We start from the raw sequence: 21253 nt of genomic DNA on the forward strand, positions 1-21253 counted from the left end.
CGGGCCGTTCAGAGCCCGAGTTCGCGGGCGATCAGCATCAGCTGGACCTCCGTGGTGCCTTCCCCGACCTCAAGGATCTTGGAGTCGCGGTAGTGGCGTGCCACGGTGAATTCGTTGATGAAGCCATAGCCGCCGAACACCTGGGTGGCATCCCGCGCGTTGTCCATGGCCGCCTCGCCTGCGACCATCTTAGCGATGGCCGCCTGGGTCTTGAACGGCTTGCCGGCGAGCATCCTGGCGGCCGCGTCGTAGTACGCCAGCCGGGCTGTGTGGGCGCGTGCCTGCATGCGGGCAATCTTGAAGGAGATGGCCTGGTACTTGCCGATGTTGTTGCCGAACGCCCTGCGGTCCTTGGCATACCTGACCGAGAGATCCACGCACCCCTGGGCCGCCCCGGTGGCCAGTGCCGCGATGGCGATGCGGCCTTCGTCGAGGATGGACAGGAAGTTCGCGTAGCCACGGCCCCGTTCGCCGAGCAGGTTGGCCTCCGGAACACGGACGTCCTTCAGCGTCAGCGGATGGGTGTCCGAGGCATTCCAGCCCACTTTGTTGTAGGCCTTCTCCGCCTTGAACCCCGGCGTGTTGGTGGGCACCAGGATGGTGGAGATCTCCTTCTTGATGCTGCCGTCCTTGCGCTCATGCTGCCCGGTCACGGCGGTGACGGTCACCAGCCTGGTGATGTCCGTGCCGGAGTTGGTGATGAATTCCTTGTTGCCGTTGATGACCCACTGCCCGTCCTCCAGCCTCGCGGAGGTCTTCGTGCCGCCGGCGTCGGAGCCGGCCTCCGGTTCGGTCAGCCCGAACCCTGCGAGCGCCTTTCCGGAGGCGAGCAGCGGCAGCCACTCCTGCTTCTGGGCTTCGGTCCCGAAGCGGTGGACGGGCATTGCGCCGAGTGAAACGCCTGCTTCAAGGGTGATGGCCACGGACTGGTCCACGCGGCCCAGCTGTTCCAGCGCGAGGGCCAGCGCGAAGTAGTCTCCGCCCATGCCCCCGGACTCTTCCGGAAACGGCAAACCGAACAGCCCCATGTCCGCCATTTGCGAGACAATCTCGTACGGGAAGCTGTGTTCTTCGTCGTGCTTGGCCGAGACCGGCGCCACTACCTCATCGGCAAACTCGCGGACGGTGTTGCTGAGGTCCTGGTATTCCTCGCTGAGCTCAAAATCGGCCATAGCTAGGCTCCCTTACGTTCATGTGTTGGATCTTGAATTGTTGGTTCTGATTTGTCGGCGGCAGGGTCCTGGGCATTGTCGGCCGCCGGGTCCGCGTGGATCGTGGCGAGCACCTGGTCGGCCTTCACCAGGTCCCCGGTCCTGACCGTGATGTGCACCGTCCCGGCGACTTCTGCCACGAGCTGGTGTTCCATCTTCATGGCCTCCACCGAGAGCAGCACCTCACCGGCTTCCACCGTGTCGCCGTCGTGCACGGACACCGAAACGACGGTCCCGGGCATGGGAGAGCGGACTTCCGGGTCCGCCGCGCCCACTTCACGCTCGATGGCGGCCAGCACCCTCGCAAGCCGAGACTCGCGGTTGAGCACTTCGAGTCCGCAGGACCAGCCGCCGCTGCCCACGTAGACGTTCTGCGGGCGCCCTTCCCGGGGGTAGTCCTCCCAGAACGATCCCAGCGCGAACGTGAACTCCTGCCCGTCAACGTCCAAGTCGATGGAACTGCTGGCCAGCCCCAGGACCATGACCTTGTACTCAGGGCCGTCATTGACCCGGACCAGGGCGTGTCCCAGGTCCAGGTTGCTCTGCCAGGTGACGGCCACCGTGGCAAGGTCACCGCCGGGAAGGCCAAAGCTCATCCTCCAGGGCGCGGGGCGGCCCAGCCGCCAGCCGCGGACGGTGTCCCACGGGGATGCGACGCCGTCAGGACCTTCGTCCATGACCCAGAACTGCAAGGCTGCTGCCATGAGCTCCGCGTCCCCTGCGCTCCGGAACGTCAGGCTCGGCATCTTGCGGTCAATCAGCGTGGTGTCCAGGCGGCCGGCGCGGACGTCGTCATCGTTGATCAGGAGCCGCAGGTATTCCACATTGGTCCCGACACCGAGAACGGTGTACCGCCCCAAGGCCGTGTCCAGCTTGTCCAGCGCCGACTGGCGGTCGGGGCCCCAGGCGATGACCTTGGCCAGCATGGGGTCGTAGTCGCTGGAAATCTCCAGCCCGGTCTGCAGGGAGGAGTCGATGCGGATGTGCGGGTCCGCTGACGCCGGGCTCGCGGAGTCAAGGTCTGCCAGGGCGGTAAAGATGATCCCGCGTTCATCGAGCAGCACCACTTCGCCGGAGGACGGCAGGAAGTTCCGCTCAGGAACCTCCGCGTACACGCGCCCCTCAACGGCGTGGCCTTCAAGCACGACGTCGTCCTGTGCCACCGTGAGCACCTCACCGGCGGCGATGCGCACCTGCCACTCCACGAGGTCCACGCCCGTGACCATTTCGGTGACCGGGTGCTCCACCTGCAGGCGGGTGTTCATCTCCATGAAGAAGAACTCGTCCGGGGCGTTGTCCGAGACGAGGAACTCCACGGTTCCTGCTCCGCTGTAGTGCACGCTGCGGGCCGCCTGGCAGGCGGCCTCCCCGATGCGCGCGCGGGTCACGCCGCCGTCGTTCATGGATTCCAGCAGCGGCGACGGCGCTTCCTCGATCACCTTCTGGTGCCGGCGCTGCAGGGAGCACTCGCGCTCCCCCAGATGGATCACGTTGCCGTGGCCGTCGGCCAGCACCTGCACTTCAATGTGCCGCGGAGCCATGACCAGCCGCTCCAGGAACAGGGTGTCGTCGCCGAATGCGCTCGCGGCAACGCGGCGGGCTGTGGCCAGGGTGGCAGGAAGGTCCTCCGGGCGTTCAACAACATGCATGCCCTTGCCGCCGCCGCCCGCGGACGGCTTGATGAGCAACGGATATCCCACGGCCGCGGCGGCGCTGATCAGATCCTCGTCCGTCAGGCCGGGCTCGGCGATGCCGGGAACCACCGGAACGCCATAACCGGCCACATGATTCTTGGAACGGATCTTGTCCCCCATGACCTCCAGGGATTCGATGCCGGGGCCAATAAAGGCGATGCCGGCCGCCGCGAGTGCCCGCGCAAACTCGACGTTCTCGCTGAGGAAGCCGTACCCCGGGTGCACCGCCTGCGCGCCGGTGTCCTTGCACGCCCGGATGATCGCCTCGATCTTGAGGTAACTTTCGGCCGTGGCAGCGGGCCCGATCCGCACGGCAGTGTCCGCTTCCCGCACGTGGCGGGCGCCGTCGTCGGCATCGCTGTAGACGGCCACCGACCGGATACCCATGGCATGCAGCGTCCGGATCACCCGGCAGGCGATCTCGCCGCGGTTGGCGACCAGGACAGTATGGAACATGGCCGGTTCGGTCCCCGCATCGGAGGCGGATACCGCCGGACGGGTCACTGCTGTCACTGCTGGATTAGTTACTGCTGGATTCGTCACTGCTGGATTCGTCACTGCTTGCTCACATCCGGAAGAGGCCGAAGGATGTCTCCGGCAGCGGGGCGCGGGAGACGACGTCAAGGGCAAGGCCCAGTACGGTGCGCGTTTCCGCGGGGTCGATCACGCCGTCGTCCCAGATGCGCGCGGTGGAGTAGTAGGGGCTGCCCTGGTCCTCGTACTGCTGCCTGATGGGGGCTTTGAAGGCTTCCTCGTCCTCGGCCGACCATTCGCGCCCGGCGGCCTCATACTGGTCGCGCTTGACGGTGGCCAGCACGCTCGAGGCCTGGTTGCCGCCCATCACGGAGATGCGGCTCGCAGGCCACATCCAGAGGAAACGCGGGGAATAGGCCCGGCCGCACATCGAGTAGTTGCCGGCGCCGAAGGATCCGCCGATCACCACTGTCAGCTTAGGCACGCGGGCGGTGGCCACGGCGGTGACCATTTTGGCGCCGTTCTTGGCGATGCCGCCCTGTTCATAGTCCTTGCCCACCATGAAGCCTGAGAGGTTCTGCAGGAAGACCAGCGGGATGCCGCGCTGGTCGCACAGCTCGATGAAGTGCGCGCCCTTGAGCGATGACTCGCTGAAGAGCACGCCGTTGTTGGCCACGATCCCGACGGGGTGGCCGTGCAGCTTCGCGAAGCCGGTCACGAGGGTGGTGCCGTAATTCTTCTTGAACTCATGGAACCTGCTGCCGTCCACCAGCCGGGCGATGACCTCGCGGACGTCATACTGCGCGTTGACGTCCGTGGGGACAGCGCCGTAGAGCTCGGCAGTGTCCGCTACAGGCTCGACGGCGGTGTCCACGTCCCAGGCGGGCGCGGCCGGCCGCGGCAGGGTGGAGACGATGTCCCGGACGATCTGCAGGGCGTGCTCATCGTTTTCGGCCAAGTGGTCCGTGACGCCGGAGATCCTGGAGTGGACGTCTCCGCCGCCGAGTTCCTCGGCCGTGACGATCTCGCCGATGGCGGCCTTTACCAGGGGCGGGCCGCCCAGGAAGATCGTTCCCTGGTTGCGGACGATGACCGTTTCGTCGCTCATGGCAGGAACGTAGGCGCCCCCGGCGGTGCAGGAGCCCATCACGCTGGCAATCTGCGGGATCTTGGCCGCGGACATCCGGGCCTGGTTGTAGAAGATCCGCCCGAAGTGCTCCTTGTCCGGGAAGACCTCGTCCTGCTTCGGCAGGAAGGCGCCGCCGGAGTCCACGAGGTAGATGCAGGGCAGCTTGTTTTCCAGCGCGATTTCCTGGGCCCGGAGGTGCTTTTTGACCGTCATCGGGTAGTACGTGCCGCCCTTGACGGTGGCGTCGTTGGAGATGACCAGGACCTGGCGGCCATGGACCAGCCCGATGCCGGCGATCACCCCGGCACCCGGCGAATCGTCGTTGTACATGCCGTTTGCTGCGAGCGGGGCAATCTCCAGGAAGGGGCTGCCGTCGTCGAGGAGCTGGTCGATCCGTTCGCGCGGAAGGAGTTTTCCGCGGGCCATGTGGCGCTCGCGGGATTTCTCCGGACCGCCCATGGCTGCCGTGGCGAGCCGCTTGCGCAGCTCGCCTGCGAGCGCCTGCTGCGCAAGGCTGTTGGCCGCGAAGGCCTCGCTGGTGGGATCCAGCCGGCTGGCGAGTGTCTCCATTGACTACTTCCATTCCTTGACCGGCCCGACTGCCCGGCCTGGCTGCTTTCGGTTAGTGCCGTGTAACTGAGATTTAGGTTAGTCTCTATTAACTGTGATGTCCAACACGGCCGCGGGTTGCTAGTGTTTGCAGTTGCGAGGAGGAAATGTGCCGATCACGGAGCAGGGCCGGCTTGCCGGCAGCGGGCACGGCTCACAGCCGGACGCCCTGGCCGAGGGTGCCCAGCCGACCCGTGCCACCCAGCGCAGCCGAGCCAAGGAAACCCGCCGGCAGGCTCTGCTGTCCGCCGCCGCGTCGCTCTTCGCCGTCAACGGCTTCAACCGCGTCTCCCTGGAGGACCTCGGGGCCGCCGCCGGCGTCAGCGGGCCGGCCGTCTACCGCCACTTTCCGGGGAAACAGGCCGTGCTGGGTGCCCTGCTGCTGAGCGTCAGCCAGGACCTGCTCGACGGCGGACAGCGCGTGGTGGCCGATGCCGGGGACCCTGCAGCGGCCCTGGGCAGGCTAGTGCAGTTCCATGTGGACTTCGCGCTGAGCAACCCCGATGTGATCCGTGTCCAGGACCGGGACTTCAGCAACCTTTCCGACGAGGACCAGGCGGAGGTCCGGGCACTGCAGCGCAGCTACGTGGAGCTCTGGGTTGACGTGCTGGCGGGAATCCACACCGAGACGGAAACGGCAGACCTCCGGATGCGTGCCCATGCGACCTTCGGGCTGATCAACTCCACTCCCCACTCGGTGAGGAACCATGGCCGGCGAATGGCCATCAAGTCGGCCAGGCCTCTGCTGGAGAACATGGCACTCGCGGCACTGACTGCCCCCGCCGTTCCCCCGGCCCCCGTTCCCCCGGCTCAGCGCGCATGAGCGGCCCTTGCCCGCATAACCGTTGCTGCCAGTCAACGGTTATGCGGGCCAGGGCAGCTTCTGCGTTCTAGCCCATCGCGAGCGCCATGCCGGGATCGGCGAGGAGGGCACCGAGGTCCGCCAGGAACCTTGAACCCTGCTCGCCGTCCACCAGCCGGTGGTCGAAGGAGAGGCTCAGGGTCATGACCTGCCGGAGGGCGATCTGGTCCTGGTATTCCCACGGCATCTTCCGCACCGCGCCCATGGCCAGGATCGCGGCCTCGCCCGGGTTCAGGATGGGCGTGCCGGCGTCGATGCCGAAGACCCCGATGTTGGTGATGGAGATGGTGCCGCCGGAAAGGTCCGACGGGCTGGTCTTGCCGGCCCTGGCCGTCTCGGTCAGTTCGGTGAGTGCCGTGGACAGCCCGGCCAGCGTCATCCGGTCCGCGTCCTTGATGTTGGGAACGGTGAGGCCGCGGGGTGTGGCCGCCGCAATCCCGAGGTTCACATAGTTGAACTGCACGATCTCCTGGTTGGCTTCGTCCCACCGGGAATTCAGGGTGGGATTGCGCCGCAGGGCAATCAGCGCTGCCTTGGCCACGAGCGTCAGCGGCGTCAGCTTGAGCCCCGCAAAGGCCTTGCCGGACTTGAGCCGGGCCAGCAGCTCCATCGCAGGCGTGACGTCAACGGTGAGGAACTCCGTGACGTGCGGCGCTGTGAAAGCACTGGACACCATGGCTGCCGCCGTGAACTTGCGGACTCCCTTGATAGGCGTGCGCGCTTCGCGCTCGCCCTGGCCGTACCCACCGCGCCCCTGGGGCTGCCCGGCCCCTGCCGCCGCGAGCTCCTGGGCCGCGGCCGGGAGGTCCCCGCCGCCCACGAAATTCCGGACGTCATCCCGGGTTATGAGACCGCCCGGGCCGCTGCCCAGAACTTCCCCCAAAGCCACCCCGAGGTCCTTGGCCAGCTTACGAACCGGCGGCGTGGACCGGGGACGTTCGGCAGGCGTGGATTCGACAGGCGGGGTTTGCACAGGTCTAGTTTCGACGGGCGGGGTTTGCACAGGCTCAACCAGCGGCATCGACGCTGCCGCGAAGTTGCGCTGCCTGCGCACCGGGCGGCCGGAGCTTTCGACGACGGCACCATACCCCACGAGGTTCGGTTCCCTCTTGGCGGGGACCGCCTCGGTCTCCCCGCCATCGGCGGGCTGGCCGCCGGCGTCGCCCTCCACCTCGAAGGAGACGATCGGCTTGCCGACTTCCACCACGGTGCCGGGCTGCTCATGCAGGGCAGTAATCACTCCCGCGAAGGGCGACGGAAGCTCCACCACAGCCTTGGCGGTTTCCACCTCGGCGATGATCTGGTTCAGGGTGACGGTGTCTCCGACGTTCACCTTCCAGCTGACGATTTCGGATTCGGTCAGGCCTTCGCCGAGATCGGGGAGCCGGAATTCCTTGATCATGGTGGCGGTCATCCTTCCAGCCCGCTCAGCGAATTCGGGCGGCCGAGCGCGCGGTCCACGCCGTCGAGAATCCTGTCGAGGCTGGGAAGATGGTGCATCTCGAGCTTGGAGTAGGGGTACGGCACGTCGAAGCCTGTGATGCGGACGGGTGCCGCCTCGAGATGGTAAAAACAGCGTTCGGTGATGCTGGCGGCAAGCTCGGCGCCCAGGCCGCCTGACTGTCCGGCCTCATGGGTGATCACCATCCTGCCGGTCTTACGCACGGACGCCTCCACGGTGGCAAAATCCACCGGAGCCAGCGAGCGGAGATCGATGACTTCCACGGACACGCCTTCATCAGCGGCTGCCATGGCGGCGTCGCGGGCGGTCTTCACGAGCGGCCCGTAGGCCACGAGCGTGACGTCGTGGCCCTCCGTGATCACCCGGGCCTTTTCCATTGACAGAGAACCGGCAGCGTCAAGGGACTCATCCACTTCGCCTTTGTCGTGGTAGCGGCGCTTGGGCTCGAAGTAGAGCACCGGGTCATCGCAGGAGATGGCCTGCTGGATCATGGTGTGCGCATCCTGCGGGCTGGACGGGCTGACCACGCGGAGGCCCGAGGTGTGCGTGAAGTAGGCCTCGGGAGATTCGGAGTGGTGCTCGGGCGAACCGATTCCTCCGCCGAACGGAACGCGGATCGTGATGGGCATTTTCACCGCGCCTTGCGTGCGGTAGTGAAGCTTGGCCACCTGGCACACAATTTGATCGAAGGCAGGGTAAATGAACCCGTCGAACTGAATCTCCACCACCGGACGGTAGCCGCGGTAGGCAAGCCCAACCGCGGTGCCCATGATTCCGGACTCGGCCAGGGGGGTGTCCACCACGCGGTGTTTGCCGAAGTCCTTCTGCAGCCCGTCCGTCACACGGAAGACGCCGCCAAGGGTTCCGATGTCCTCGCCCATGAGGATGACCTTGGGATCGTTTTCAAGGGACTTGCGGAGCCCGGAGTTTATTGCCCGGGCAAAGGTCATCTGGGTCATCAGCGTGCACCTTCTTCTGAATGGGCTCCTGCGGGATCACCGAAGGATGCCAGGTAACGGGAATAATGGTCCTGCTGGCGGTCCAGCCACGAGTTCGGCGTGCTGTAGACGTGTTTGAAAATGTCCAGCGGCTCCGGTTCGGGCATATTGATGCAGCCTGCACGCATCTCGCGGGCCACGGCATCGGCCTTCTGCTGCACGGCGGCTTCAAATTCCTCGGTCAGCAGGCCCTTTCGGTCCAGCAGCGCCTTGACGCGGCGGATCGGATCCTTCGCGGCCCAGTCCTCCAGTTCGTTGGCGTCGCGGTACCGGGTGGGGTCGTCCGCCGTCGTGTGCGGGCCCATCCGGTAGGTGACGGCCTCAATGAAGGTCGGGCCGCCGCCGCGCCGGGCGCGGTCCAGGGCAACCCGGGTGGCTGCCATGACGGCCAGGACGTCGTTGCCGTCCACGCGCATGCTGGGGATGCCAAAGCCTGCCGCGCGGTCCGCGATCTGGATGTGGGACTGGAGCCGCACCGGTTCGGAGATGGCCCAGTGGTTGTTCTGGCAGAAGAACACAACCGGCGCCTGGAAGCTGGCTGCAAAGACCAAGGCCTCGTTGACGTCGCCCTCGCTCGTGGCGCCGTCGCCGAAATAGGTGATGGCCACGGAATCTACGCCGTCGTTCTGGATGCCCATGGCGTAGCCGGTGGCGTGCAGGGTCTGGGCGCCAATGATTATTTGGGGCGTCGCCATGTTGACCGTGTAGGGGTCCCAGCCCGAGGACGCGTTGCCCCGCCAGACACGCACAATGTCGGTCAGATCCACTCCGCGGCAGTAGGCAACTCCGTTGTCGCGGTAACTGGAAAAAACAAAATCGTCGGCCCGGAGCGCCCTGGCAGAACCGATCTGCGACGCTTCCTGGCCCAACAGCGGCGGCCAGAGGGCAAGCTCGCCCTGCCTCTGCAGCGCCGTGGCTTCCGTATCGATCCGCCGGATGGCCACCAGGTCCTCGTACAGGGTGCCCAGCTGCTCGTCTGAAATGTCCTGGACCCAGGGGTCGAACTCCGGGTGGCTGACGCGTTCCCCTGTGGGGGTGATCAGCTGGACCAGGTTCTGGCCGGCCCCGCCTTGATGTCCTGCCCTGTTGCCCGGGCCCCCGGCGGCTGTACCGCCCTGGCCCAACTCGTCTGTCAACACAGTTGTGCAACCTTCTGACGTCGTGTCACCGTCCCGCGGAAGGACTCGTGATCCCGCCGCATTCCGGCCTTCCGGGCGCCGTTGCTCCGGATAATTGTGACCATACTCACAATGCTCAGGCGGTACAACCACCGCCGCAAAAACTGAGCACAATGCATCATATGAACGGCCCAGACCGTGCTAGCCTTGCGCATTATGCAAGCTTTGGATGGCACTGACACCCGGCTCCTTTCGGCCTTGGCGCGCGATCCCCGGCGGACTGTTGTGGCACTGGCCCAGAAGCTCGGCCTGTCGCGGAACACGGTCCAGGCCAGGATGGCCCAGCTCGAAAAGAAACACGTCTTCCTTTCGTTTGAACGGCGCATCAACCCGGTCTCCCTCGGCTACCCCCTAATGGCCTTCATCTCGGTGCACGTCCAGCAGCAGAAGCTCGGAAGCCTGGCAGAGGAACTGGCCAGCGTGCCGGAAATCCTGGAAGGCTACGGGCTCACAGGCTCGGCAGACCTCCTGTTGCGCGTTGTGGCCCTCGACGCCGAAGACCTCTTCCGGATCAACGGAAAAATCCTCGCCTGCGACGGCGTGGACAGGACGGATACGGCGCTGGCCATGGGCGAGCTGATCCCTTTCCGGATCCAGCCGCTCCTGGACCGTGGCTCAGCGACCGACCAGAGCTAAACCCGTTGTCCCGTTCCCGTGCTGCCGGGACCGGGCTATAGGCTAATCCCACGTGAAGTGACCGGGCGCCGGCAGCGGGCCCAGCAACCAGGCGCGCCGGTGCAGCGGCTGCCGGAAAGGCCCACCTTGAGCAACACCCCGGACCCGCATGAGCCAGGGCCGACGCCGCCCAACGGGCCGGGCGGCCAGCAGCCGACCAGCCAGCAGCCGTATACCCGGCAGCGGTTCGGCAGGAACACCCTGCCCCCTACTCCTTTCAGCCTGCCGGGCCAGCCTCCGGCAAAGAGCCGGAAAGGCCTCTGGATCGTTTTGGGGATCGTGGGCGGCGTCCTGCTCCTGGTTGCCGTGGGAGTCACCCTTCTGGTGAATCTCGTGGGCGGGGCAACACGCCATGCCTCGGATCTCGCCGATGATTTCACCAGGCTCGTCATTTCAGGCGAAACCAACAAGGCCTACAACGACTTTATGGACCCTGCCCTGAAGCAGCGGTTGTCCCTGGAAGACTTCGCCTCGGGGGTCCGCAGCCTGAACCTGGACCCGTCGTGCACCACGTCCTACGACGACCTAAAAGTCAGTGCCCAGAACGGCACCAACATCGCCGACGTGGCGGGCCTCATTCAGTGCAACGGGCGGGACATCGAACTCGTCTACCGCTTCGCCGGGACGGACGAGCTCAAGATGGTCACCATCCGGCTCAAGCCCAAGACCTGACCGTCACCCATCCACCGGCCGGTGTGGTCCGAATTGCTTCCGAGAGTCCCGTCCGGGGCTCCGCAACCCGGCCGGGACGCGTGTCCCGGCCCTACCGGAAGGATTCGGGCCATGCGCAATTCACCGAACCGCCTCATTGCCACCGCCTTCGGAGCCGTCTACCTCCTCGTGGGGCTTGTCGGATTCGCCGTGACCTCGGGAATCGGTTTCTTCTCCACCGAAGGCGCCAACCTCATCATTTTCGAAGTCAATCCCCTGCACAACGTCATTCACCTCGCCATCGGCGCGGCACTGCTGTATGCGGGCCTTAAAAACGTCCCGGCAGCCCGGACCATCAACGCAGGCGTAGGCGCCGTGTACCTCCTGGTGGGCATCCTTGGCCTGTTCCTGCTCAGCTCGCCGCTGAACATCATCGCCCTCAACGGTGCCGACAACGTGCTGCACCTGGCAAGCGCCGTTCTGCTGCTGGGCGTCGGCCTGTCCGTCGAGAAAACCCCCGCCGCAGTCCGCGTCTAATGAACGGCGGCCAGGCAGTCCTGCCTCTGGAGAACCCACGGGAAACGGCCGTCCGGCTGCTCGCCGGCTTTGCAGGCTTCGGCACGGCGGCGGTCAACCTCGCGATTTCCTCCAGCCTGTTCGCGGCCGGAGGCCTGCCCGGCCACCCATGGCCAATGCCCCTTGCCACAGCTGCGGCCATATGGGGAGTCGCCCTGTTGGGCTGGACTGTGGCGGCCCTTAGAAACAGCAGCTTTCCGCTGCCAGGCTGGTCCGCCGTCCTGCTGCCGGCCGCCGCTGCCGTCCACTTGCTGGCAATTGTCACCGGCGGCAGCGGCAACATGGCTGGCCTCAACGTCAGCCACCTCGCCGCCCTGCTGCTGACCCTCACTATCATCGCCGCCCAAGGCTGGCTGCGCCGCCAGGCCCTTGGGAGGACGGACGACGGCGGACTCCCCGGCACTGACAGCCCGGCCGGCGCTTCCGGTGCAGGACGGATGCTCGCAGCGGCCTTCGCGGGAGCTGTCGCCGTGGCTGCCATAGCGACGCCGGGACTCGCGGCCTCCGCCGCCGGACAGTTCGCCGTCCCGCACGGAAGCCATTTCGACAGCGGCGCGGGAGGACACCACGGTCCCTGACCGCCGCGGTCAGAGCACTGCGACAAAGCAGCCCTGAAGACGGGAGGCCCCCGCGCGGCTCCAACTTTCGGAGGTGCAGTTCAGCCGCGCGGGAGCTTCCGTCATGCCGCCATGTCAGCGGCCCGGATCATCGCTCACGGGGCTAGTGGTCAACGGCCTTCTCGGCGCCCACGCCGGTCAGTGAACGGACCTCCATCTCGGCCTGCTTGGTGGTGTCCTCCCTCTTCTTGTCCAGGACCGTGCCAAGCCAGCCCAAAAAGAATGCCAGCGGGATGGACACGATGCCCGGGTTGCTCAACGGGAAGACGGCGAAGTTGGCGCCCGGAAGCATGGACGTCTTCGCTCCGGAGACCACCGGCGACAACGCGATCAGGATGATCGCCGAGGCGAGGCCGCCGTACATGCTCCAGACGGCGCCCTGGGTGGTGAATCTGCGCCAGAACAGCGAGTAGATGATGGTCGGCAAGTTGGCGGAGGCCGCGACGGCAAACGCGAGCGCCACCAGGAAGGCCACGTTCTGCCCGTTGGCGAAGATGCCGCCGAGAATCGCCATGATGCCGATGACCACCACAGTGCGTCGCGCCACCTTGACCTCTGTGTCGGCGTCGGCCTTTCCCTTGGCGATGACGCTGGCATAGATGTCATGGGCGAAGGACGCCGCAGCTGTGATGGTGAGCCCGGCCACCACGGCGAGGATGGTGGCGAAGGCCACCGCCGAGATGAATCCCAGGAGCAGCGGTCCGCCCAGGTAGAAGGCAAGCAGCGGAGCTGCGGAGTTGACCCCGCCCGGGGCTGCCTTGATGGTGTCGGCACCGACCAGCGCGGCAGCGCCATAGCCCAGGACCAGGGTGAAGAGGTAGAACAGGCCGATCAGCCCGATGGACCACACAACGGACTTCCGGGCTTCCTTGGCCGTGGGCACGGTGTAGAAGCGCATCAGCACGTGCGGCAGGGCTGCCGTGCCGAGGACCAGGGCAAGGCCCAGGGACATGAAGTCCAGCTTGGAGGTTTCGGTCTTGCCGTACTGCAGTCCGGGGTTCAGCACTGCCGGGTTCTTCGCGGTTTCCACCGCGCCGCCCAGCAGGTCGGAGAGGTTGAAGCCGTAGATCGCCAGGACCCAGAAGGTCATGACGGCGGCACCCGCGATGAGCAGCATCGCCTTGATGATCTGCACCCACGTGGTTCCCTTCATGCCGCCGATGAGGACGTACATGATCATGAGGGCGCCCACGACGATGATCACCAGGGCCTGGCCGCCCCAGTCGCTGATGCCCAGCAGCAGGGAGATCAGGCTGCCCGCGCCGGCCATCTGGGCGAGGAGGTAGAAGAAGCAGACGGCCAGCGTGGAGATGGCTGCCGCGATGCGGACCGGGCGCTGTTTGAGGCGGAAGGAGAGGACATCGGCCATGGTGAACTTACCGGTGTTGCGGAGCAGTTCCGCCACCAGTAGGAGCGCCACGAGCCACGCGACCAGGAAACCGATGGAGTACATGAAGCCGTCATAGCCGTTGACGGCGATGGCGCCCGTGATGCCCAGGAACGAGGCCGCGGACAGGTAGTCGCCCGCGATGGCCGTTCCGTTCTGCGATCCGGTGAAGGACCGGCCGGCGGCGTAGTAATCAGCCGCGGTCTTGTTGTTCCGGCTCGCCCGCAGGACGATCACCATGGTGACCGCGACAAACAGGCCGAAGATCCCCATGTTCAGGAGGGTTGTGTCCTTGAGCGCGGCGACGTCGACCGCCGCTGGAATGCTGATCATGGAGTTTCCCCGCCCACGCGGTTGCCCGCTTTGTCGAATTCGTGTCCTTCAATACCGTGGCGGATCTCCGCTGCGATGGGGTCCAGCCTCCTGTTGCAGTAGCTGACGTACCAGCCGGTGATGGCAAATGTGGTGACGAACTGCAGCAGGCCCATGATCAGCCCGACGTTGATGTTCCCCCACACCTTGGTGGACATGAAGTCCGCGGCGTAGTCGGCCAGCAGCACATAGGCGAAGTACCACAGCAGGAATGCAATGGCCATGGGAAACACAAAGCTGCGGTGGCGCTTACGCAGTTCCCTGAACTGCTCGGTGGCTTGGACTTCCTTGAAGTCCGCGGACGCCGCTACGTCCGGAGTTCGGGCGTCATTACCCATCATTCCTCCTCATTGAGACTGCCTCCCACACCGCCGGCCGCACAATCCTCCGCCGATGTGACTCCCATCACTGTGCTCCCTTCCTGTGCGGCGTGACCAGTGGTCGCGGAAAACCGGTCGCCTAGCGGTCGCGATGCTGCGGCAAACGGCACGCGCTACGCTGGCTGCATGCCCGACTCTCCCCTCTATTCCGCGGCGGCCGTTGCGGTCATCGCCTTGGCGATCGCCGTCGTCGTCGGCGTTGGACTCAAGGTGCTCCGTTCCTTCCGCGAGCTGGGCACCGATGCCGAGCGGGCCACCTACAACACGCTGCACGCGGCGTCGAAAGCCGGCCAGCACTTGCGGACGGGACTGAATCCCGCGGGGGCCTCAAAAGCCAGCAAACAGTTGCGGGCCCTGCTGGGCTGCGACGCACTGGCCATCACGGACGTGTCCGGGGTGCTGGCATGGGACGGTGCCGCCGATGAGCTCAGGCCGCGGCTGATGGGCCTCGCCGCGGATGTGCTCACGGGCGGACGGACCCAAGTGATCAATGCCGGGGAATATCCCGTCCTGTCCGTCGGGCGCATTGCGTCCGCCGTCATTGCGCCGATCAGGGCCGGGTCCCGCGTGGTGGGCGTAGTTGCGGCCTTTGCCCCGTCCGCCGGCGCCGGCCTGGTGCGCGCCACGAGCGAAGTGGCGGACTGGGTGGCAGCGCAGGTGGAGCTGGCCGAACTTGATGCTTCGCGGACGCTGCTGATGGAGGCGGAGGTGCGGGCCCTGCGGGCGCAGATCAGTCCGCACTTCATCTACAACTCCCTGAACGCGATCGCATCCTTCATCAATACCGACCCCGCGCGGGCGCGCGAGCTTGTGGTGGAGTTCGCGGACTTCACCCGGTACTCGTTCCGCCGGCACGGCGATTTCACCACCCTGGCCGAGGAACTGCGGTGCATCGACCGGTACCTCTTGCTGGAACGGGCACGGTTCGGCGATCGGGTCCAGGTGAGCCTGCGGATCGCCCCCGAAGTGCTGAGCACGGTCATTCCCTTCCTGAGCCTGCAGCCACTGGTGGAAAACGCCGTCCGGCACGGCCTGGAAGCGAAGGAGGGGCCCGGACACATCACCATCGCGGCGAACGATTCCGGCGCATTCGCGGAAGTCACCATCGAGGACGACGGCGTGGGGATGGATCCGGTGCAGCTCCAGTCCATGCTCGCGGGGCATACGGACGGCGAACACGTTGGCCTGCGGAACGTGGACGCACGCCTTCGCCAGGTCTACGGTGACGACCACGGACTGGTGATCGAGACGGCTCCAGGGGAAGGGACGCTGATCACCATGCGGGTTCCGAAGTCCCAGCCTGGCCATGACGCCTGAACCCTCCCGGACCGGAAGATAACCTAGAACCATGATTAACGTCCTCGTCGCCGACGACGAGCTGCCCGCCGTTGAAGAACTCGCCTTCCTGCTGGGCAAGGATGACCGTATCGGCACAATCCACCGCGCATCATCCGGGGCCGAGGCGCTGCGGGCTCTGGAAGCGGAGTCCGTGGATGCTGTCTTCCTCGATATCCACATGCCGGCGGTGTCCGGCCTGGACATCGCACGGGTGATTTCCCGCAGCGCCCGGCCGCCGGCCGTCGTATTTGTCACCGCCGACGAGGACTGCGCGCTCGAGGCGTTCGAGCTGGCGGCGGTGGACTACCTGCTGAAGCCGGTGCGTGCCGAGCGGCTCGCCCGTTCTGTGGGGCGGATCAGCGAACTGATCCGCGACGGCGGCGCGGTGCCGGAGATGATCACGGTTGACCAGGGCGGCACCACCAGGATGATCCGGCGCGACGACGTCATGTATGTCCAGGCGCAGGGCGACTACGCCAGGCTCCACACCGCCGATGCCAGCTATCTGATCCGGGTCCCACTGGCGGACCTTGAGCAGCAGTGGGCGGACGCCGGCTTCATCAGGACGCACCGTTCCTACCTCATTGCACTGTCCCACGTCACGCACCTGAAGCTGACCGCAGCCCGCCCCAGTGTCACCGTGGAGGCCGCCGAACTGCCGATCAGCCGGCGGCTTCTGCCGGCTGTCAGGGAGAAGCTCGAAGCGACCCGCATCCGGCCGCAGGCATGACGCGGATCAGGGTGACGGCGCCGCGCTCCGCGGCCAGGCCTGTCCTCCAGTCGCGGGAAGCGGCAGAGGAATCAGCGGTGGGGCAGGTCTTCGTCCGGTCCCTGATCCGTTCGCAGCTGCGGCTTGCCCTCGTGGTGGCGGGCGGCTTCCTCCTGATCCTTGGCGCCTTTCCGCTCCTGCTGGCAGCCATCCCCGGACTGGCGGAGTCACGGGTTGCCGGCATCCCCTTCGACTGGCTGCTTTTGGGCGCAGGCATCTACCCTGTGACGGGGCTCAGCGCCTGGCTGTACATCCGCAGCGCCGCGCGGAACGAGGCCCGTTACCGCGACCTCGCCGAGGACAGGTGATGGCCCGGTGAACCCCGCCGTGGGGATCCTTGCCATCGCAGCCGTCTCCGTCGCCACGGCCGTCATCGGCTTCTACGGGCTCCGGATTTCCCGGACCACCGGCGACTTCTACGTCGCGTCCCGCACCGTCCGGCCTTGGTGGAATGCATCCGCGATCGGCGGCGAGTATCTGTCCGCCGCGAGCTTCCTGGGCGTGGCCGGACTGATTCTGCTGTCCGGCACCGATGCCCTGTGGTTCCCCGTGGGCTACACGGCCGGGTACCTGATGCTCCTGCTGTTCGTGGCCGCCCCGCTCCGCCGCTCGGGGGCCTACACGATTCCCGATTTCACCGAGGCCCGGCTGGATTCCCGGGCCGTGCGGCGGGTGACAAGCCTCGCCGTGGTTATCGTGGGCTGGCTGTACATCGTCCCCCAGCTCCATGGCGCTGCCCTCACGATCCGGACCACGACGGGCCTGCCGGCATGGGTGGGGTCCACGGCCGTCGTGGTGGTCGTGTGCCTGACGGTCGTGGCCGGAGGGATGCGCTCCATCACCTTCGTGCAGGCCTTCCAATACTGGCTCAAGCTCACCGCGCTGGCCGTACCGTTTGTTTTCATCGTCCTGGCCCTGACAGACAACGGCACCCCCGCGGTGGCCGCTGCTGCCACGAACCCCACGGGGCTGGCCCCCGCCGGTCCGTACCAGAACATCTCGCTGCTGGTCGCCCTGCTGTTCGGAACGCTGGGACTGCCGCATGTGCTGGTTCGCTTCTACACCAACCCGGACGGGCATTCAGCCCGGCGGACCACCCTGATCGTGCTGGGGCTGCTGTCCGTGTTCTATCTGTTCCCCACGGCCTACGGGCTCGCCGGCCGGGTGTTCGCGCCGGGACTTGCCCAGGCGGGGCAGGCCGACGCACTCGTCCTGCTGCTGCCCGGGCGCCTCATCGGCGGACCGGCCGGCGAACTGCTGTCCGCGCTGGTCGTGGCGGGCGCCTTTGCCGCTTTCCTCTCCACAACGTCGGGACTCGTGGTTTCCCTCGCCGGCGTGATCAGCCAGGATGTGCTCGGCGGCAGCGTCCGCGGATTCAGGCTGGCCGCGCTCATTTCCGCGACGGTTCCGCTGGGCTTGGCGTTCATGACGGATTCCCTGGCTTTGGCCGGCAGCGTGGGACTGGTGTTCGCCTTCACGGCCTCGACCATCTGCCCGGTGCTGTTGCTGGGCATCTGGTGGCGGGGCCTTACCGACGCCGGCGCCATCGCAGGCATGGCGACAGGCGGCCTGCTCTGCGGCGGAGCCATGGTGGCCGGCGGTGCACTCGGCGCTGGCGGCACACCCTTCTGGCTGGCGCAACCCGCGGCGTGGACAGTGCCCGCCGCCTTCGCCGTCATGATCCTGACGTCCAGGGCCACGAAAAAACGGGTCCCGCGAACGATCACCAAGGTGATGACCAGGCTCCATACGCCCGAACGGCCCCTCGCCACAGAGCGTTAAATCACACGCGTTCCACGGCGGTCGGAGTGCTGCGTCATGTTGGGGTCAGTCGATGGCAGCCATGAGTTCGACCACCCGGTCCAGGAAGGCGTCCACCTGGGTTTCCTCGTAGCCGGCCTGGCCCACGGCCGGGCGGAACACGGCGCGGCGGACGTTATCGACGCTGAGCGGCTTGTCCTCTTCGAGGTAGCCGATCAGGTCCATGCACAGCCGGTCCACGTCCTTGGTGCTGTAGCTGCGCGCCTTCTTCTTGGCCGGGCGGCGGAACCGCTCGCCGTCGGGCCGGTGGAGCCGGCCCCTCAGAGTTCCGGAAAGCTGCCCGATCTGCCGCAGCCAGGCCTCTTCTCCCTGCTCGGCTATGAGTTCGTCGCGTTCACGCCGGGCGAAGGCATCCTCCAGCCGGTCCAGCGCCGCGTCCACGTTGGTGGCCGCGTATCCGCCCTTGACGGGGTCGAAGGACACGGCCCGGACGTCGGCGCTTCGGATGGGGTGGACGGCCGTCTCGGGTGTCTCGAGTGAAACGCGGGCCCGCTGCAGGAACTGGTCCACCTGCTTGGCGTTATAACCGTATACGGTGCGGGCCACGCGTTCGAAAGACGCGGGAATCTGCCGTTTGCTGTCCACTCTTACCATGTTTCCTTCAATGCTTTTCAGCTAAGTCGTAACCGCACCATTTTAGGGCGTTGCGGTGTGCCGCCCCGTGCCGGGTAGCTGTCAGGCCCCGGAGACGAGGACGAACAGCAGGAAGGCCACCGGGGACGCGAAGACGATGGAATCCAGCCGGTCCATGACCCCGCCGTGGCCGGGAAGGATGCTGCTCATGTCCTTAATGCCGAGTTCGCGCTTGACCATGGATTCCGCAAGATCGCCGGCGGTAGAGGATGCCACCATTCCCACGGCGAGAATCACTCCCACCCACCACGGTTTCCCGAGTACGAAGACACAGGCCAGGATGCCAATCACCATCGCCCCCGCAATGGATCCGGCAAAGCCTTCCCACGATTTCTTGGGACTGATCTTGGGAGCCATCGGGTGCTTGCCCAGTGAAGCGCCCACCAAGTAGCCGAAGGTGTCGTTGGAGACCACCAGCAGAAGCAGAATGACCACCTGCCAGGCACCCTCAGGCACCGCTCCGCCGGGCCACAGTCCTATGGGGGTCACGCCCACCGCAACGTGGAGCGGCAGTGCGGCGAAACTGATCAGGAAGGGAACCCACGCCAAGGTAAAGACACCGGCGAAAATGCTGCGTGATGAGCCGACGGCGCTTTCGACCGAGCGCCACAGGAGAACAGCCACGCTGCTGGCCAGCAAGGCGAACAACAGGCTTTCCAGCCCACCGAAGTAGGCCGAAAACGGCATGGCCACGGTGCCTACCATCACCGGGACAATGGGCAGCCGCGTGCCGTTGGCCTCCAGTGCGCGGAAGATTTCCCACACTCCAAAGACGGCGAACGTGGTGGTCACTGCGACGAAACCCAGCGGCAGGAACAGCAGCCCGCCCAGCACTGCGAAGAGCATGGCCAGTCCGACGGCGGTTGCCGCCGGCAGGTTGCGCCCGGCTCCGGGAGTCGGATTAGGCCTCGGCTGCCGGGTCCGCGATCGCGCCCGCGCTCCGGGGGCCTGCTGTGCTTGGCCCATCAGACTTCGAGCAGCTCTGCTTCCTTGCGCTTCAGCAGCTCATCGATACCGTCGACATGCTGCTTGGTGATGGCGTCGAGCTCCTTTTCCCCTCGGCTGCCCTCGTCCTCGCCGGCCTCGCCGTCCTTGACCAGGCGGTCCAGGGTTTCCTTGGCCTTGCGGCGGATGTTGCGGATGGAGACCTTGGCGTCTTCGCCCTTGGACTTGACGATCTTCACGTATTCTTTGCGGCGTTCCTGAGTGAGGTCAGGAATGGTGATGCGGATAACGTTGCCGTCGTTGGACGGGTTGGCTCCGACTTCAGAGTCACTAAGGGCACGTTCAATGTCGCGCAGGGCGGTCTTGTCGTACGGGGTGATCAGGATGGTGCGCGCATCGGGAACCGCGAAGGACGCCAGCTGCTGAAGGGGCGTGGGGGTTCCGTAGTACTCCACCATCACCTTGTTGTAGAGGCCCGGGGTTGCCCGGCCCGTCCGGATCGAGGCGAAGTCTTCCTTGGCTACCTCGACTGCCTTGTCCATCTTGTCCCCGGCTTCGAGCAAGGTTTCTTCGATCACGGTCTCTCCTCAGAAATCGGTTCCCGGCGGACCGGGGCATTTCACAATCCTGGTTCCGCCCGATGGACGGAACCTTCCTAGAAATATCCTAGCTGTAACTAGGGGGTGACCAGCGTTCCCAGCTCTTCACCGCGGATGGCACGCGTGACGTTGCCTTCGCCTTCCATGCCAAACACCACCATGGAGAGGTTGTTGTCCTTGCACATGGTCATGGCCGTCTGGTCCATGACCCGGATGTCGCGGCGAAGCGCGTCGTCGTAGCTGAGCTTTTCCAGCTTCTCGGCGGTCGGATCCTTCTTGGGGTCGGCGGTGTAGACGCCGTCCACACCGCTCTTCGCCATGAGCACCACGTCCGCGTGGACCTCGAGGGCGCGTTGTGCGGCCACCGTGTCCGTGGAAAAGTACGGCAGGCCGGCACCGGCACCGAAGATGACCACCCTGCCCTTCTCCATGTGGCGGATGGCGCGGCGTGGAATGTACGCCTCGGCGACCTGTCCCATGGTGATGGCGCTCTGGACACGGGTCCCGACGCCGGCCTGCTCAAGGAAGTCCTGGAGTGCCAGGCAGTTCATGACTGTTCCCAGCATGCCCATGTAGTCGGCACGTGAGCGGTCCATTCCGCTTTGGGACAGTTCGGCTCCGCGGAAGAAGTTGCCGCCGCCCACCACAATGGCAACCTCGACGTCGGGAACGGCTGCGGCGATCTGTTTGGCGACTCCGCGGACGGTGTCCGGGTCGACGCCGAGCTTGCCGCCTCCGAAGACCTCACCGGACAGCTTCAGGAGGACCCGGCGCCTGCTCTTCTCTGACTGGACTGAAGTATTGACGGCTTCCATGGTGCCTTCCCGTTGGTGAGTTCTGAGCTAGGTTATCGTGCTGTGCGGCCAAAGCTCA

General features: G+C 66.0%; 21 protein-coding genes. 9 read left to right on the forward strand and 12 right to left on the reverse strand.

Going from position 1 to position 21253, the window contains the following annotated elements:
• Nucleotides 1-8: 8 nt before the first annotated feature.
• The 3 genes from AC1DD3_RS02835 to AC1DD3_RS02845 all read right to left on the reverse strand — a co-directional run bounded on the left by AC1DD3_RS02835 (nucleotide 9) and on the right by AC1DD3_RS02845 (nucleotide 5078).
• A complete protein-coding gene (locus AC1DD3_RS02835; RefSeq protein ID WP_230120612.1) occupies nucleotides 9-1172 on the reverse strand; it encodes an acyl-CoA dehydrogenase family protein in 1164 nt (387 codons plus the stop codon).
• A gap of 2 nt (nucleotides 1173-1174) precedes the next feature.
• Nucleotides 1175-3361 carry an acetyl/propionyl/methylcrotonyl-CoA carboxylase subunit alpha gene (locus AC1DD3_RS02840; RefSeq protein ID WP_476880992.1) on the reverse strand — a complete coding sequence of 729 codons (2187 nt, stop codon included), beginning with the start codon at nucleotides 3359-3361 and terminating at the stop codon, nucleotides 1175-1177.
• A 109-nt stretch (nucleotides 3362-3470) separates the two neighbouring features.
• Nucleotides 3471-5078 (reverse strand): carboxyl transferase domain-containing protein, encoded by a 1608-nt coding sequence (locus AC1DD3_RS02845; RefSeq protein WP_230120614.1) that lies wholly within the window; start codon nucleotides 5076-5078, stop codon nucleotides 3471-3473.
• A gap of 208 nt (nucleotides 5079-5286) precedes the next feature.
• On the opposite strand from AC1DD3_RS02845, the gene AC1DD3_RS02850 reads away from it, so the two are divergent.
• The gene (locus AC1DD3_RS02850; protein WP_476880993.1) at nucleotides 5287-5940 is read left to right on the forward strand and encodes an SACE_7040 family transcriptional regulator; all 654 of its coding nucleotides are present in this window, start codon (nucleotides 5287-5289) and stop codon (nucleotides 5938-5940) included.
• Nucleotides 5941-6007: 67 nt separating this feature from the next.
• Here AC1DD3_RS02850 and AC1DD3_RS02855 read toward each other — a convergent pair whose 3' ends face one another.
• From AC1DD3_RS02855 to pdhA, 3 genes are read right to left on the reverse strand one after another with little or no spacing between them, the layout of a single operon-like run.
• On the reverse strand, nucleotides 6008-7393 hold the full coding sequence (locus AC1DD3_RS02855; protein WP_230119040.1) for a dihydrolipoamide acetyltransferase family protein: 1386 nt from the start codon (nucleotides 7391-7393) through the stop codon (nucleotides 6008-6010).
• The gene (locus AC1DD3_RS02860) at nucleotides 7390-8400 is read right to left on the reverse strand and encodes an alpha-ketoacid dehydrogenase subunit beta (RefSeq protein WP_230119039.1); all 1011 of its coding nucleotides are present in this window, start codon (nucleotides 8398-8400) and stop codon (nucleotides 7390-7392) included. Before AC1DD3_RS02860 ends, AC1DD3_RS02855 begins: the two co-directional genes overlap by 4 nt.
• Nucleotides 8400-9578 (reverse strand): pyruvate dehydrogenase (acetyl-transferring) E1 component subunit alpha, encoded by a 1179-nt coding sequence (gene pdhA, locus AC1DD3_RS02865; RefSeq protein WP_230119038.1) that lies wholly within the window; start codon nucleotides 9576-9578, stop codon nucleotides 8400-8402. The genes AC1DD3_RS02860 and pdhA overlap by 1 nt, the downstream gene beginning before the upstream one ends.
• 195 nt (nucleotides 9579-9773) lie before the next feature.
• On the opposite strand from pdhA, the gene AC1DD3_RS02870 reads away from it, so the two are divergent.
• The 4 genes from AC1DD3_RS02870 to AC1DD3_RS02885 all read left to right on the forward strand — a co-directional run bounded on the left by AC1DD3_RS02870 (nucleotide 9774) and on the right by AC1DD3_RS02885 (nucleotide 12097).
• Nucleotides 9774-10253 carry an Lrp/AsnC family transcriptional regulator gene (locus tag AC1DD3_RS02870; RefSeq protein ID WP_230119037.1) on the forward strand — a complete coding sequence of 160 codons (480 nt, stop codon included), beginning with the start codon at nucleotides 9774-9776 and terminating at the stop codon, nucleotides 10251-10253.
• A gap of 126 nt (nucleotides 10254-10379) precedes the next feature.
• A complete protein-coding gene (locus AC1DD3_RS02875; RefSeq protein WP_230119036.1) occupies nucleotides 10380-10964 on the forward strand; it encodes a hypothetical protein in 585 nt (194 codons plus the stop codon).
• A gap of 111 nt (nucleotides 10965-11075) precedes the next feature.
• Complete coding sequence (locus AC1DD3_RS02880) at nucleotides 11076-11480, forward strand: DUF4383 domain-containing protein (protein ID WP_230119035.1); 405 nt, start codon at nucleotides 11076-11078, stop codon at nucleotides 11478-11480.
• Nucleotides 11480-12097 (forward strand): hypothetical protein, encoded by a 618-nt coding sequence (locus AC1DD3_RS02885; RefSeq protein WP_230119034.1) that lies wholly within the window; start codon nucleotides 11480-11482, stop codon nucleotides 12095-12097. The genes AC1DD3_RS02880 and AC1DD3_RS02885 overlap by 1 nt, the downstream gene beginning before the upstream one ends.
• 142 nt (nucleotides 12098-12239) lie before the next feature.
• On the opposite strand, the gene AC1DD3_RS02890 is transcribed toward AC1DD3_RS02885, so the two are convergent.
• Nucleotides 12240-13856 carry a solute symporter family protein gene (locus AC1DD3_RS02890; RefSeq protein WP_230119033.1) on the reverse strand — a complete coding sequence of 539 codons (1617 nt, stop codon included), beginning with the start codon at nucleotides 13854-13856 and terminating at the stop codon, nucleotides 12240-12242.
• Complete coding sequence (locus AC1DD3_RS02895) at nucleotides 13853-14233, reverse strand: DUF485 domain-containing protein (protein ID WP_230119032.1); 381 nt, start codon at nucleotides 14231-14233, stop codon at nucleotides 13853-13855. Before AC1DD3_RS02895 ends, AC1DD3_RS02890 begins: the two co-directional genes overlap by 4 nt.
• A 168-nt stretch (nucleotides 14234-14401) precedes the next feature.
• Between AC1DD3_RS02895 and AC1DD3_RS02900 the strand changes: the two genes are divergently transcribed.
• From AC1DD3_RS02900 to AC1DD3_RS02915, 4 genes are read left to right on the forward strand one after another with little or no spacing between them, the layout of a single operon-like run.
• Nucleotides 14402-15592 (forward strand): sensor histidine kinase, encoded by a 1191-nt coding sequence (locus AC1DD3_RS02900; protein WP_476880898.1) that lies wholly within the window; start codon nucleotides 14402-14404, stop codon nucleotides 15590-15592.
• A 31-nt stretch (nucleotides 15593-15623) separates the two neighbouring features.
• Entirely contained in the window at nucleotides 15624-16343 is a 720-nt protein-coding gene (locus tag AC1DD3_RS02905) for a LytR/AlgR family response regulator transcription factor (RefSeq protein WP_230119030.1), read from the forward strand.
• Nucleotides 16340-16690: a DUF485 domain-containing protein gene (locus AC1DD3_RS02910; RefSeq protein ID WP_230119029.1), complete on the forward strand. Its 351-nt coding sequence runs from the start codon at nucleotides 16340-16342 to the stop codon at nucleotides 16688-16690. Before AC1DD3_RS02905 ends, AC1DD3_RS02910 begins: the two co-directional genes overlap by 4 nt.
• Nucleotides 16691-16697: 7 nt before the next feature.
• Complete coding sequence (locus tag AC1DD3_RS02915; RefSeq protein ID WP_476880899.1) at nucleotides 16698-18164, forward strand: sodium/solute symporter; 1467 nt, start codon at nucleotides 16698-16700, stop codon at nucleotides 18162-18164.
• Between the two features lie 45 nt (nucleotides 18165-18209).
• On the opposite strand, the gene AC1DD3_RS02920 is transcribed toward AC1DD3_RS02915, so the two are convergent.
• The 4 genes from AC1DD3_RS02920 to pyrH all read right to left on the reverse strand — a co-directional run bounded on the left by AC1DD3_RS02920 (nucleotide 18210) and on the right by pyrH (nucleotide 21195).
• Nucleotides 18210-18797, reverse strand: coding sequence for a DivIVA domain-containing protein (locus AC1DD3_RS02920; protein ID WP_230119027.1), 588 nt, complete (start codon nucleotides 18795-18797; stop codon nucleotides 18210-18212).
• Nucleotides 18798-18878: 81 nt separating this feature from the next.
• Nucleotides 18879-19802 (reverse strand): phosphatidate cytidylyltransferase, encoded by a 924-nt coding sequence (locus AC1DD3_RS02925; protein WP_230119026.1) that lies wholly within the window; start codon nucleotides 19800-19802, stop codon nucleotides 18879-18881.
• Nucleotides 19802-20359: a ribosome recycling factor gene (gene frr / locus AC1DD3_RS02930; protein WP_230119025.1), complete on the reverse strand. Its 558-nt coding sequence runs from the start codon at nucleotides 20357-20359 to the stop codon at nucleotides 19802-19804. Before frr ends, AC1DD3_RS02925 begins: the two co-directional genes overlap by 1 nt.
• A 98-nt stretch (nucleotides 20360-20457) precedes the next feature.
• Entirely contained in the window at nucleotides 20458-21195 is a 738-nt protein-coding gene (pyrH, locus tag AC1DD3_RS02935; RefSeq protein ID WP_230119024.1) for a UMP kinase, read from the reverse strand.
• Nucleotides 21196-21253: the final 58 nt, after the last annotated feature.

The sequence above is a fragment of the Arthrobacter sp. 05T444 genome (assembly GCF_056395905.1).